13 protein-coding genes and 1 riboswitch are annotated in these 12,489 nt (G+C 69.3%); of the genes, 6 read left to right on the top strand and 7 right to left on the bottom strand.

Annotation, left to right across the window (positions count from 1 at the left end; translation table 11 throughout):
- Nucleotides 1–67: 67 nt before the first annotated feature.
- Both Drose_RS37350 and Drose_RS37345 read right to left on the bottom strand, forming a co-directional pair.
- Nucleotides 68–1,039, bottom strand: coding sequence for an EI24 domain-containing protein (locus tag Drose_RS37350; RefSeq protein ID WP_260725899.1), 972 nt, complete (start codon nt 1,037–1,039; stop codon nt 68–70).
- Nucleotides 1,040–1,355: 316 nt separating this feature from the next.
- Nucleotides 1,356–1,712 (bottom strand): hypothetical protein, encoded by a 357-nt coding sequence (locus tag Drose_RS37345; RefSeq protein WP_260725898.1) that lies wholly within the window; start codon nt 1,710–1,712, stop codon nt 1,356–1,358.
- A gap of 130 nt (nt 1,713–1,842) precedes the next feature.
- Between Drose_RS37345 and Drose_RS37340 the strand changes: the two genes are divergently transcribed.
- Together Drose_RS37340 and Drose_RS37335 are read left to right on the top strand one after the other, a co-directional pair.
- Nucleotides 1,843–2,352: a mycothiol transferase gene (locus tag Drose_RS37340; RefSeq protein ID WP_260729949.1), complete on the top strand. Its 510-nt coding sequence runs from the start codon at nt 1,843–1,845 to the stop codon at nt 2,350–2,352.
- 119 nt (nt 2,353–2,471) lie between these two features.
- Nucleotides 2,472–3,788 (top strand): NAD(P)/FAD-dependent oxidoreductase, encoded by a 1,317-nt coding sequence (locus tag Drose_RS37335; protein WP_260725897.1) that lies wholly within the window; start codon nt 2,472–2,474, stop codon nt 3,786–3,788.
- A 6-nt stretch (nt 3,789–3,794) separates the two neighbouring features.
- Here Drose_RS37335 and Drose_RS37330 read toward each other — a convergent pair whose 3' ends face one another.
- From Drose_RS37330 to Drose_RS37315, 4 genes are all read right to left on the bottom strand, one after another.
- Complete coding sequence (locus Drose_RS37330) at nt 3,795–3,926, bottom strand: hypothetical protein (protein WP_260725896.1); 132 nt, start codon at nt 3,924–3,926, stop codon at nt 3,795–3,797.
- 76 nt (nt 3,927–4,002) lie between these two features.
- Nucleotides 4,003–4,443 carry a VOC family protein gene (locus Drose_RS37325; RefSeq protein ID WP_260725895.1) on the bottom strand — a complete coding sequence of 147 codons (441 nt, stop codon included), beginning with the start codon at nt 4,441–4,443 and terminating at the stop codon, nt 4,003–4,005.
- A gap of 4 nt (nt 4,444–4,447) precedes the next feature.
- The gene (locus Drose_RS37320) at nt 4,448–5,398 is read right to left on the bottom strand and encodes a DHH family phosphoesterase (protein ID WP_260725894.1); all 951 of its coding nucleotides are present in this window, start codon (nt 5,396–5,398) and stop codon (nt 4,448–4,450) included.
- A gap of 77 nt (nt 5,399–5,475) precedes the next feature.
- Nucleotides 5,476–6,498, bottom strand: a complete 1,023-nt coding sequence (locus Drose_RS37315) for a coiled-coil domain-containing protein (RefSeq protein ID WP_260725893.1) — start codon at nt 6,496–6,498, stop codon at nt 5,476–5,478.
- Between the two features lie 9 nt (nt 6,499–6,507).
- Nucleotides 6,508–6,657, bottom strand: a riboswitch (cyclic di-AMP (ydaO/yuaA leader).
- A 489-nt stretch (nt 6,658–7,146) separates the two neighbouring features.
- Here Drose_RS37315 and Drose_RS37310 point away from each other — a divergent pair.
- The 4 genes from Drose_RS37310 (at nt 7,147) to Drose_RS37295 (ending at nt 10,994) form a co-directional block, all read left to right on the top strand.
- Complete coding sequence (locus Drose_RS37310) at nt 7,147–8,361, top strand: zinc-dependent alcohol dehydrogenase (RefSeq protein ID WP_260725892.1); 1,215 nt, start codon at nt 7,147–7,149, stop codon at nt 8,359–8,361.
- Between the two features lie 69 nt (nt 8,362–8,430).
- Nucleotides 8,431–8,796, top strand: coding sequence for a hypothetical protein (locus tag Drose_RS37305; protein ID WP_260725891.1), 366 nt, complete (start codon nt 8,431–8,433; stop codon nt 8,794–8,796).
- 1 nt (nt 8,797) lies between these two features.
- Complete coding sequence (locus Drose_RS37300; RefSeq protein WP_260725890.1) at nt 8,798–10,102, top strand: glutathionylspermidine synthase family protein; 1,305 nt, start codon at nt 8,798–8,800, stop codon at nt 10,100–10,102.
- 28 nt (nt 10,103–10,130) lie between these two features.
- The gene (locus Drose_RS37295; protein WP_260725889.1) at nt 10,131–10,994 is read left to right on the top strand and encodes a DUF350 domain-containing protein; all 864 of its coding nucleotides are present in this window, start codon (nt 10,131–10,133) and stop codon (nt 10,992–10,994) included.
- A gap of 199 nt (nt 10,995–11,193) precedes the next feature.
- Here Drose_RS37295 and Drose_RS37290 read toward each other — a convergent pair whose 3' ends face one another.
- Nucleotides 11,194–12,486, bottom strand: a complete 1,293-nt coding sequence (locus tag Drose_RS37290; protein ID WP_260725720.1) for an IS4 family transposase — start codon at nt 12,484–12,486, stop codon at nt 11,194–11,196.
- Nucleotides 12,487–12,489: the final 3 nt, after the last annotated feature.

The following is a 12,489-nucleotide window of genomic DNA, read 5'->3' as shown; positions in this document are numbered from 1 at the left end:
GACGACGCCGAACACGGCGGGAAGCGTGCGTTTGATGGCGGCTTCGGCCTTCGGCGCGGTGGTGTGATCAGCGTTGCCGATGGTCAACGTTAGTGACCAGTGCGCCGCTCGGTGTGCCGAGGCGCGCCGGGCCGTCGGTGATCCGCCGGAACAGCCGCACCGCGCCGACCAGCACCGCAGGGGCGGTCAGCAGGTAGAGCGCCACGCCCGGCGCGGCCACCAGCGGGCTCACCGGGAGCAGGACGAGCAGCCGCAGTGACAGCACCGGGATGATGAGCACACACAGGCTCGTCAGGCCGAAGCCCAGGGTGTAGCTGAGGTGGCGCCACGCGAACCGTAGCTGCTCGCCCACCCGCCGGACACCGTGGTGATGCATCGGCACGGCCAGGACGAGCAGCCCGATGAGGAAGCCGTTGAAGACCAGGCCGACCGCCGCCGCCGCGGCCAGGTTGACGCCCGGGATCAACAGCAGCGGGATGATGACGAGCCAGCCCGCCTGTAGTACCACCGTCACGATCAGGGTCTGGCGGAGACAGACGCCGGCGGCCCGGTGCCACGCGGGAGGCCGCACCGCCGCACCGCCGACCTGCCGTGTGACCGACCTGGTGATGAACGGGAAGAACGCCGCGCCGAAGAGCATCGTGAGCGGCACGGTCATGGCGGTCATCGCGCTGTGGAAGAGCATCGTCACGCTGACCCAGACGACACCCTCGACGGCCCAGCGGATCGCGGTCGGCCAGCCATCGAGGAAGTGGAGGAGCCAGTCGACCAGCATCTGGACCAGCGCGGCGGTGGCCTCGTGCAGGCCGAGCAGGGCCACGGCGGTCAACGCCACCGGCACCAGCACGAGGAGCCAGAGCCGGGGGCTGCGCAGGAAGTGTCCGCCGCCGACGAACACGTAGCCGACACCGGTGAAGAAGTGACCGACTCCCGACCCGACCCGCTTCGCGCCGCGGACCGTCTGCCGTCCGGCCGCGCCCGCGATGCCGGCCGCCCGAACGGCCGCCAACTGTGCGGTGGCCTGCGCGGCGGTGACCACCTGCCCGGCGCGGACCGGCCGGGTGGATGACGCGGGGGCCGGAGCAGGGGGAGGGCCAGAGGGTCCGGCGGGAACGAGGGAAGCGGAAGGGGCGAGGGGTGCGGAACGAACGCGGGGTGTGGGAGGGGCAAGAGGGGCGGCCGGGAACGGTGGGCGCTCGTGCGGCTGCTGATCCACGGTGACCAAGCCTAGGGATTGATGACCGTGGTACCAAGCCCACCCCGGCGATTCGGCGGAGACGCGCGCCCGTTCGCCGTCGGGGAAACACCCGAAAACGGCCCGCTCGAAAAGAGCGGGCCGTTTTGACGGAATGGCATCAGGCGGACGCCACCGTCCCCTGGGCGAACGCGGTCTCGAATTGCGCGCGGAGCGCGTTGAGCTCACCGAACTCGCGGAAGGTCGCCGACTCCGAACCCTCGGCCGCGAAGACCGAGTCCGTCTCGACCGCGGAGTGCTCGTAGTTGGTGAAGTCCGTCTCCTCGTAGCGGGCACCCGACGGGTCGGTGTACTCCATGTGGTGACCCTGCTGCAAGCTGGTGGACTCGGCCGCCGCGTGGTCCTGGCCGTAGACGCCGAACTCCGACTGGTAGCCCGCCTCGCTCCCGGACGTCTGGTGCAGCTCCTCGATCTCGCCGCTCTGCTGGCCCGCCTCGATCTCGCCGTACTCGGTCATTATCCTTTGTTCCCTTCAGCGCTCATTTATGTCCTTGCGATGGGTAAGACGGTACGGATCCCGGCGGACGATCAAATCCCGGAAACGTGCCACGGCGGCGCGCCGCGAAACGGAGAGGAAAGTGACGGCGATGCAGGTGAACGAGCTGCTGATCGAGGGCTACGGCCGGCTGCCCGAGTTGGTGCGCGGCGCGGTCGACGGGCTCACCGCGGAGCAGTTGCGCTGGGCGCCGGCGCCGGGGGCGAACTCCGTCGGCTGGCTGGTCTGGCACCTCACCCGCGTGCAGGACGACCACATCACCGAGCTGATCGACGGCGCGGAGCAGGTGTGGGCGACCGGCGGCCACGCGTCCCGGTTCGGGCTGGAGTCCGACCCGGGCAACACGGGCTACGGTCACACCGCGGCGGAGGTGGCGGCGGTACGGCCGGCCGGCCCCGACGCCCTGAGCGCCTACTTCGACGCGGTCTACGAGCGGACCCGCGGCTGGCTGGCCACGCTGACCGCCGACGACCTCGACCGGATCGTCGACGAGCGCTGGGACCCACCGGTGACGCTGGGCGTGCGCCTGGTCAGCGTCCTCGACGACGACATCCAGCACGTCGGGCAGGCCGCCTACGTGCGGGGCCTGCTGCCGGACTGACCGATGGAGCATCATCCGCTCCGGAACACCTGAAACGTCACCGAAGACACAGGGCAACGGACCGGTTCTGGTGGTGTACTTGACGAGTACGATCAACCGCGGCACATCGGGAGATGTACATGGCTGAGCAGCGGCATCGCGTGGTCGTCGTCGGCGCCGGTTTCGGTGGCCTGTTCGCCACGAAGGCGCTGCGCAACGCGCCGGTCGACGTCACGTTGATCAACAGCACGTCACACCACCTGTTCCAGCCTTTGCTGTACCAGGTGGCGACCGGCATCCTCTCGGAGGGCGAGATCGCCCCGCCGATCCGCGAGGTCCTCAAGCGGCAGCAGAACGCCTCGGTGCTGCTGGGCACCGTGACCGGGATCGACGCCGAGGCGCGCACGGTCACCGTCGTCGCGCCGGGAATCACGTACACCGTCGGCTACGACACGCTGATCGTCGCGGCCGGCGCCTCGCAGTCGTACTTCGGCAACGACGACTTCGCCGAGCACGCGCCCGGCATGAAGAGCATCGACGACGCGCTGGAGCTGCGCGGGCGGATCTTCGGCGCGTTCGAGCTCGCGGAGCTGGAGACCGATCCGGCCGCGATCGAGCGGTGGCTGACCTTCGTCGTGGTCGGTGCCGGTCCGACCGGCGTCGAGATGGCCGGGCAGATCGCCGAGCTCGCGCACCGGCACCTTCCCGGCCAGTACCGCAACATCAACCCGCGCCAGGCGCGCATCATCCTGATCGACGCGCTCCCCACGGTGCTGTCGACGTTCGGCAACCACCTGTCCACCCAGGCGCTGCGCCAGTTGCACCGGCTCGGCGTGGAGGTGGAGCTCGGCACGAAGGTCGTCGACGTCGACGAGACCGGCATCGAGGTCGAGACGAAGAGCGGCCACCAGCGGATCGAGTCGATGACGAAGATGTGGGCGGCCGGTGTCGCGGCGCCGGCGCTGGCCCGGCAGATCGCCGAGGCGACCGGCGCGAAGACCGACCGGGCGGGCCGGATCGAGGTCGATCCGGACTGCACCGTGCCGGGCCATCCGGAGATCTTCGCGGTCGGCGACATGATGGCGCTCGACCAGCTACCCGGCGTGGCTCAGGTGGCGATCCAGAGCGGCCGGCACGCCGCCGGACAGATCAAGCGCCGGCTCGCCGGTGAGCCGGCGGGGCAGCCGTTCAAGTACCACGACAAGGGCAGCCTTGCGACCATCTCGCGCTTCCACGCGGTCGCGAGCGTCGGCCGGTTCCACTTCGCCGGCCTGCTCGGCTGGCTGCTCTGGCTGGCCGTCCACCTGCTGTACCTGGTCGGGTTCAAGAACCGGGTCACCGCCGTCATGCACTGGTTCGTCAGCTTCATCGGCCGCGGCCGATCGGAGCGGGTGGCGACCTTCCAGCAGGTGTTCGCCCGTCGCGCGATGCGGGAGTATCAGAACAAGCTGCCGTAGGGTGGCTCAGCAGCTCAGTGCGCCCGGGCCTACGCCCACGCCCAGGATCGCCACGAGGCGCTGATACGCCTGGACGCGGCTCTGGACCTGGGCCGGGTTGCGGCCGTGCCGCCGCCACCGCAGGCGAACTCTCGACACCTTTCGTTCACTCCTTCGAGACGACTCCGACGCGTCCGACCAGCCCGAGCCGCCCCGAGGAGTGAACGTCATCGTTTTATGAAGAATGTTCACGGTTCTGTTGAGGCGACGGCGACGCTGTCGGGGCAGCGGCGACCATCCAGACGTGACCGTCGGGATCCTCGAACGTGCCCGCGTAGGCCCACGGCTGGCTGCCGGGCTCGGCCACGACCTTCGCGCCGGCGGCCCGGGCACGGTCGATCATGGCATCGACCGCGGCGCTGTCCGCCGCGTCGAGCGACAGGACGCACTCACTGTCGCCCGGCGCCGCCACCCGGCGGCCGCCGATCACCCAGCCGAAGCCGCCCGTCGGGATGAGCATGAGGCGCATGCCGTCGTTGAGCGCGAACTGGAGCGGCTCGGGCACGCCGTCGTCGGCCGGCGCCCCGAACGGCTCGAGGCCGAGGACGGCGCGGTAGAAGTCGCAGGAGGTGCGGCGGTCGGCGATCGGCAGGCCGACCAGGACTGAATACGTCATACCGCTAACTACGACCGCCGAGCGCCGAACTCATCGGCGTGCCCACCTTCCTGATGAGCTCACGGAGCACCCGCTCGGCCTGGTCGTGCGGCACCTGGCAGGTGCCGGCCGCGAGGTGGCCACCCCCGCCGTACTGGAGCATGATCGCGCCGACGTCGGTGGGCGAGCTGCGGTCCAGGATCGACTTGCCGACCGCGAACACGGTGTTGAGCCTCTGCCGGCCCCAGATCACGTGGATCGAGATCCGCGCCTCCGGGAACAGCGCGTAGATCATGAACCGGTTGCCGGCGAAGATGACGTCCTCGTCGCGCAGGTCCACGACAACCACGTCGCCGTGTATGTGGCTGACCCGCTTGAGCTGATCGACGAACAGCTCCCGCTGGTCCCGGAACAGTTCCGCCCGCTCGGCCACGTCGGGCAGGGCGAGGATCTCCTCGACGTCCTGGTGGTCGATGCACGCGTCGATGAGCAGCATCATGAGCTGGTAGTTGGAGACACGGAACTGCCGGAAGCGGCCCAGCCCGGTGCGGCTGTCCATGAGGAAGTTCAGCAGCGTCCAGCCGGTCGGCTGGAGGATCTCGGTGATGTCGTACTGCGCGGAGTCCGCCCGGTCGACCGCCTCCATCAGGTCGTCGGAGACGGTGGGGAAGCGCTCACGGCCGCCGAAATGGTCATAGATGACGCGGGCGGCCGACGGGGCCCCCGCGTCGATCACGTGGTTCGCCGCCGTGCCGCCGGTGCGCAGCGCCTCCGAGTGGTGATGGTCGAAGACCAGATGGGCGCCGGGAGCGTACGGCAGGTTGGTGAGGATGTCCGTCGGACCGATATCGACCGTGCCGTCCTGAACGTCCTTCGGGTGCACGAACGTGATGTCGCCGATGAGGTTCAGGTGACGCAGCAGGACGGCGCAGACAAGGCCGTCGAAGTCGCTGCGGGTCACGAGTCGGTACTTCACTGCGGATCCCCTCACCTGCGCGATGGCCGGTCGACAGGTTCCCTATCGGCCGGCCACCGCGAAATGTGAGACGAACCTCAGAGGATCGAGAGGTGTACGTGGTTGGTGTGGTCGCTGGACGGGTCGCCACCCGCGCCGCTGTAGCGGTGCCAGCCGACCGCGGGGGTCCAGACCTGCCTGTACCAGATCACGTACATGACGCCGAGGCGGTCGGCGTTTTTCACGAAGTACGTGGCGAGGTTGGCGCCGTAGACCTTGTCCTCGCCGGTGGCGTCACCGCCGAAGCCGGACTTCGCCTGCACCGAGAAGTCGCACGCGCGTCCCTTGGGGTGCTCGTACGGCCCACCGGGGCGGTAGCAGGAGACGAACCGCTTGAACCCGGCGGCCTGGGCCTGTTGCATGGCGTGGAGCAGGCGCGGCGTGATGCAGCCGCTGGTGGTGGGGTCGTTGACGTTGCAGGATTCCCTGGGCCACGAACCGTTGGCGTTGCGCGGTGCGGGCTTGGCCAGCGGCAGGTTGGCGGAGACGAAGCCGTTGCTGGGGCCGCCCGCCTGGGCGAGCGCCTTCTCGGCGTCCTTCTTCTTCGCCGCCATGACGTTGACCTGCTCCTGCTGCGTCGCGGTCTCGGCGTCGAGGGCCCGCTTCTGCTCTGACTGGTTCCGCTTGAGCTCATTGAACTGGCGCAGCAGTTTGTCGTTGTGGTGGGCGATCTCGTCGATCGAGCCGGCCCGGGCGGCGAAACTTTCGGGGCTGTCGGAGTCGACCAGGACGGCGACGGTGGTGAGGGGGCCGGTGCGGAAGGCCGCGACGGCGATCGAGGACACCTGCTCGGTGAGGGCGGCGAGCTGTGTCTCGGTGGTCTGTAGCTGCGTGGTCAGCTCGGCTTGGCGCTTCACCGAGACGTCGAACTTGTCCTTGGCCTCGAGCCAGGCGCGGGTGCTCTCGTCGAGGACCTGGGCGAGTGTCGGGTTGGCGCCCGCACCCTCGTCGCCGGTGTCGTCACCCGGCTCGGCGGAGGCCGGTGCGGCGGTGAGCCCGGCAAGCACCACGGCCGCGAGGGCCGCGACGAACACCCGTCGGTAGGGATGTCGTGATGACATCGAGGTCGTTGTTCCTTCCGTCGGCCGCCGACCGAGTTAGCTGACGGGTTCGGGACGGAACGACCCCTACCGCCGTCCCGGCTTCGGGCGGGCGGATTCACCCCAACGTAACGGTGGGTCCCCGGCTCGCCGCGGACGGCGATTTGGCGGCAGCCCCGCCCGGCACCGGGGGGCGGTGCCTGCCTGGACGAGACCGACGGCCAGCCTACCTACAGCAATCCGCTTGCGCAGCGTACCGTTTGTGTGCGGTGTGACCTGGGCCATGAAATCGCTGCTCTGCGTTGCACTCAGTGACTCAGATCACCCGGTGGGGTGAGGTTGTCGAGCCTCGGCGACTACCCCGGGTGATGGCGTAGATCGGCTTGAGTTTCCCGATCATGGCGTCCACTTGAGGCGCCGAGCGGGCGCCAGTTTCATGATCATGAGATCGAGCGGCATGGCGGCGGATCGCGCCGGCCGGCACGCCCCGGCGGCGACACACCCCGCCCGAATCGTCGGCCTTATCCGGGTGGGCCAGCGTCTGTTGGGCTGAACTTCGCGACCTTGCGTCGACGACCGACCCGATCAGTGCCCTCGTGGGTGCGGTAGAGGCGGCGGATCGCGGGCAGCGGTGCCGCACGCCTTTGACGGTACTGAAGGGGGAGATCGATGAAAGCTGTCGTGTTCCACGGCGTCGGGGACATCCGTCTCGACGACGTTCCGGAGCCCAAGATCGAGCAGGCGACCGACGCCGTCGTCCGGATCACCACCTCGGCGATCTGCGGCACCGACCTGCACTTCATCCGAGGGACCGTGCCGGGGATGAAGCCGGGGACCGTCCTCGGCCACGAGGGGGTCGGCGTGGTCGAGGACGTCGGCGAGGGCATCCGCAACTTCCGCCCCGGCGACCGGGTCCTGCTGTCGGCGGTGCTCGGCTGCGGCTCCTGCTCGTACTGCCGAGCGGGATACTTCGCCCAGTGCGACACCGTCAACCCCAACGGACCGCGCTCCGGCACCGCCACCTATGGCGCACCCGTCGCGAACGGCGCGATCAACGGGCTGCAGGCCGAATACGCCCGCGTCCCGTGCGCCCACACGAACATGTTCCGTCTGCCCGAGTCAGTCTCCGACGCGCAGGCGATCCCGCTGTCGGACATCTATCCGACCGGCTACTTCGGCGCCGTCATCGCCGAGGTCTCCGACGGTGACGTGGTCGGGGTCTTCGGCTGCGGCCCGGTCGGCCAGTTCGCCATCCTTTCGGCGTTCCAGCGCGGCGCGGCCCGGGTGATCGCGGTCGACGGGCACGGCGACCGGCTGGAGCGCGCGCAGATGCTGGGCGCCGAGGTGATCAACTTCAACGAGGTCGACCCGGTGGCGGCGATGCTGGAGTTGACCCGCGGCATCGGCCCCGACCGGGTGATCGACGCCGTGGGTGTCGACGCGGAGAGCCCGAAGTCCGGCCCGGCCGCCGGTCGGGCGCGTGAGCAGGCGGACCAGCACGGTGAAGAGTTGCGGCAGATCGCGCCGCGGACGAACGAGCACAACGGGCAGTGGAAGCCCGGCGACGCGCCCACGCAGGCCCACGCCTGGGCCGTCGAATGCCTGGCCAAGGCCGGCACGCTGGGGATCATCGGGGTGTATCCGCCGACCGACCGGTTCTTCCCGATCGGCACGGCCATGAATCGCAACCTCACGATCAACATGGGCAACGGCAACCACCCGCGGTACATCCGCAAGCTCATGGCCATGGTCGAGTCGGGGACGGTCGATCCGGACCGCATCCTCACGCAGCACGAGCCGATGCGGGAGGTCATGCGGGCCTACAAGGAGTTCGACCAGCGCCGGCCCGGCTGGCTGAAGGTCGCACTGGACCCGAGCCACTGACCGTTTACCCGACTGCGTATTTGCGGAGGTCAACTACTGTGCTACTCGGCTTGACCGAGGGAGCACACGATGAGGCGATCCACCGCCGTACCGCTGGGGCGCAGCTACCTGGCGCTGGCGAGTCTGGCGACGAGTGCCGGCCTGATGACGGCGTGCGCCAGGCAACCCGACCGGCAGGTCTACTGTGCCGACCGGGACGGGGTGATCGTCGACGACGACCGGTGTGACGGGCGGGACGACCGCTACTACCTCTGGGCCGGCAACTACAACCGCAGGCTCAAGCCGGGGCAGAAGCTCATCGGCGGCACGCGGATCGCTTACAACGACAAGGCGGCCCGGGAGCGCAACGGACTGCCCGGCACCGGCAAGGTGAGCAACGGCCATGTGATCAAGGGCGGCTTCGGCAGCTCCAGCTCCGGCAGTTCCGGCGGCTGAGGTGCGCCGGATCCCCACGGGAGTCGTCCGGCCGGGCTGGCGCGAGATCATCGCCGGCCAGGGCCTGGTCTACAACGACACCGCGCTGCCGACCGGCGGCGCGGTGTCGTACTGGCGCGAGGGGCCGTTCTACGACCTCACCTCGGCCGAGGTGGACTCGCTGCACGCCGATGCCGAGACGCTGTTCGAGATGTGCGTCGCGGCCGGCGACCACATGCTCGACGAGCGGCTGCTCGGCCGGCTCGGCATCCCGGAGTTCGCCTGGGACCAGATCGCCCGCACCTGGTACGACGACGAGACCGAGCCGGGCGGCCGCTCCCGCGGCGACTTCTCGCCCAGCGTCTACGGCCGCTTCGACCTGCGCTATGCCGGCACCGACGGCACCCGGCCACGGCTGCTGGAGTTCAACGCCGACACCCCCACCGCGTTGCCCGAGTCGGCGGTGATCCAGTGGTACTGGCACCAGCAGACCGCCCAGGGCAAGGACCAGTGGAACGCGTTGCACGAACGGCTCATCGCCGCCTGGCAGCGCAACATCGGCCGGCTCCGGCAGGCGCGCCCCGCCCTGCCCGACCCGCTGACCATCCACTTCGCCTGCGACGACGCCGACGACAGCGGTGAAGACGTCTTCAACACCGAATACCTGATGGAGACCGCCCGTCAGGCACTGGGGCCGACCGGCTGCCGGGTGAAGTTCCTGTGGATGAGCCAGATCGGTGCGGGTGACATCGCCGCCGGTGACCACTTCTACGACGCCGACGGCGAACGCATCCACGTGATCTTCAAGCTCTACCCGTGGGAGTGGATGACCGACGAGCGGTTCGCCCGCCAGTGCTTCCGCGACATGGGCGACCCGCTGCGCGACGGCACCGTCTGGATCGAGCCGCCGTACAAGATGCTCTGGAGCAACAAGGGCCTGCTGCCGGTGCTCTGGAAGCTCTACGGCGACGACCCCGCCCGCCGTGATCTGCTGCTGCCGGCCTACTTCGAGGAGGAACGGCCCGCCTGGCTCACCTCCTACGTGCGCAAACCGCTGCTCGGGCGGGAAGGCGCCAACGTGTCGATCGTCGTCGACGGTGTGCCGGTGCTCAGCACGCCGGGGCCGTACGGCGACGGCCCGTTCGTCTGCCAGGCGTATGCGCCCCTGCCCGGCTTCCCCGACGAGCAGGGCGTGCCGTGGCATCCGGTGCTCGGCCTGTGGTTGGTCGACGGCGAACCCGCCGGCCTCGGTATCCGCGAGAGTGCCGGCCTCGTCACCGACAATTTGAGTCACTTCGTCCCCCACACCATCGACCACACCGGCTGACCCCCGCCGGCCGAGGAGAACTGACAGCATGGAAGATGCGGCGCCTCTGATCGCGGTGCTCCAGGTGCTCATCGTCGTGGTGGGCGTCGGTGGCGGCTGGTGGTTGCTCAACGCCCTCACCGCGTTCGACGACCACGAGGAGCTGTGGATCGCGAACAACTGGGGCTATCTGGCCCAACGAGTCGGTTTCGTGTTCGTCCAGGTGATCGGCGTGTCCAGTCTGGTGGGCCAGGACATCGACCGGTGGAGCTCGCTCGCCTGGGTCGGCGGTGGTCTCGTCTGGGCCACGATCCTGGCCGCCCTGGGCTTCATGATCACCGACTGGATGATCCTGCGGACCCGTCACACCCCGCTCGGTCAACTCGACACGGTGCCGCTCTCCGTCGGGCTGGTCCGTCTCGGCTTCTACCTCGGCCTCGGCCTGGTCGTGCGGGCGACGTTCGTCGGCGCGGCGCCGGACCTGGGCACCGCGCTGCTCGCCACGCTCGTCTTCACGATCGCCGGGGTCGCCGGCCTGGTCATCGCGTTCGCGCTGCACAGCCTGGTGATACGCGGCAGCGACCTGCGCAAGGCGGTCGTGGCCGGCGGGGTGACGGAGGGGCTGGAGAGCGCCGCGGTGCTCACGTCGGTCGGCCTGATCCTCTACGGCGCGATCGCCGGCGACTTCACGAACTGGGGCGACAGCCTGACCGGCTTCAGCGTGGCGCTCGGCGTCGCCTATGTCGGCCTCTACGTCGCGCGGTACGTGATCGACTGGTTCATCCTCACCGGCGAGTGCACGCTGAGGACGATCCACGCCCAGCAGCAGAAGGGCGCGGCGGCACTGCTCGCGTTCCTCCTGGTGATGGTGGCGCTCCCGGTCAGCGCCGCGGTGAACCTGTCCGTCGCGTAGTCGCGGTTTGCCCGGGGCCGCCGCTTCTTGCGTGTCGATCTTGCAGTTGTGGTGCCTGGACACTCCCTGAATGCCCGGTTTGTGAGGCACCACAACTGCAAGATCGACAAGGTGTGGGTGGGGTGCGACCTGCTCGCGTGGCAGCCCGTGGGCTCGGCGCTAGCCCCAATGCCGGGTAGTTAAGGGTCGGGGCTGGTCGTCAAGGGGGTTCGGCGAGGATCGTGAGGCTGATGGTGGCTTGGTAGGTGCGTCGGTCGATGTTCGGGCCGCGGGCGTTGTATTTGGAGATTGCTCGTTTGACGGTGCGGGCGTTGACGCGGAGCCGTCGCTCGGGCAGGAGATCGTTCAGGACGAGGCGGCCGATGTTGCCGACCAGGTCGATGACGGTGTCGGCGATCACCCCGGCGGCGTGCACGATCTGGTCACGGGCAGCGTGCAGGGCGATGGTGAAGCTGGCCCGGTCAGGGTCCACTGCGGTGTCGCTGTTGGTGGCGTCGGTCATGGCGGTGCGCAGGATCTGGTAGGTGACCAGCAAGGCGTGGATCTCCTGGTCGACGCCGGCCGGGGTCCGGGCCCGCAGGACCCGGCCGCCGAGGATGCTGGACTTGATCTCCAGGTAGGCGGTCTCGATCTCCCACCGTTCGTGGTAGAGCCGCAGCATCGCGGTGGCCGGATGGGCCTGCGGGTCCAGCAGGGTGGTGATCAGCCGGTAGACACCGGTGACCGTGCCGGCCTTGGTCGCGATGCTGATCTCGGCGTCGATGACCCGTACCGGCTGGCCGCCGAACACCGATCGGTAGGAGCCGTCCCGGAAACGGTGCAGCATCGACAGTTTCGGGCCGCCGCGGCCGGTCTTGGCCCGCACCAGCAGATGCGCCTGCCGGCCGGTCACGATCTTGAGCAGATGCCCGGCGGCGAAGTTACGGTCGGCCAGCAGCAGCACCCCGGCGGGCAGCCGGGCCAACAGATCCCTGGCATAGGTGGTCTCGCCGCAGGTGATCGCCCCGAACACCGCGTCCATCACCGACCGGGTGCCACACGCCATCACCGTCACCAGCCGCAGCATCGGATAACCCGACCCGCCGGTGCGCCCGCCGCGCTGCTTGCTGAACCGGGTCAGGTTCGCCGCGCTGTCCGCCGCGAACAACATGGTCCCGTCGATCGCGCAGACCAGCAGCCCCCGCCAGCGCACCGGCCCCGCCATCGCCGCCGCCGGGCCGCGCAGCAGGTCGAACAACGCCCGCAACGGTTGCGGGCCGACCCGCTGGCGGGCCTTGGTCAACGCGGCCTCGCTCGGGTACGCGACCGGCAGCCCGTCCAGACCGGCGACCAGACGCTGCCACACCTGCCGATACCCCAACTCGGCGAACAAACAACCCGCCAGCAGCAGATACACCACCACCCGCGACGGCAGATCCCGCACCCGCCGCTGCATGCAGCGGGTCTGAGCAAGTACGGCATCGACCATCTCGAACGGCACCTGCTGGGTCAACTC

This window comes from Dactylosporangium roseum (assembly GCF_025264685.1).
Classification (GTDB): Bacteria; Actinomycetota; Actinomycetes; order Mycobacteriales; family Micromonosporaceae; genus Dactylosporangium; species Dactylosporangium roseum.
The sequence above is the reverse complement of the archived record's forward strand: the minus strand, read 5'-3'. Positions and strand labels throughout refer to the sequence as shown.

Excerpts from the sequence above, each read along its gene's own strand:
- Drose_RS37335 (WP_260725897.1), top strand. The coding sequence starts at position 2,472 with ATGGCTGAGCAGCGGCATCGCGTGGTCGTCGTCGGCGCCGGTTTCGGT.
- Drose_RS37295 (WP_260725889.1), top strand. The coding sequence starts at position 10,131 with ATGGAAGATGCGGCGCCTCTGATCGCGGTGCTCCAGGTGCTCATCGTC.
- Drose_RS37325 (WP_260725895.1), bottom strand. The coding sequence starts at position 4,443 with ATGACGTATTCAGTCCTGGTCGGCCTGCCGATCGCCGACCGCCGCACC.
- Drose_RS37310 (WP_260725892.1), top strand. The coding sequence starts at position 7,147 with ATGAAAGCTGTCGTGTTCCACGGCGTCGGGGACATCCGTCTCGACGAC.
- Drose_RS37315 (WP_260725893.1), bottom strand. The coding sequence starts at position 6,498 with ATGTCATCACGACATCCCTACCGACGGGTGTTCGTCGCGGCCCTCGCG.
- Drose_RS37305 (WP_260725891.1), top strand. The coding sequence starts at position 8,431 with ATGAGGCGATCCACCGCCGTACCGCTGGGGCGCAGCTACCTGGCGCTG.
- Drose_RS37340 (WP_260729949.1), top strand. The coding sequence starts at position 1,843 with ATGCAGGTGAACGAGCTGCTGATCGAGGGCTACGGCCGGCTGCCCGAG.
- Drose_RS37345 (WP_260725898.1), bottom strand. The coding sequence starts at position 1,712 with ATGACCGAGTACGGCGAGATCGAGGCGGGCCAGCAGAGCGGCGAGATC.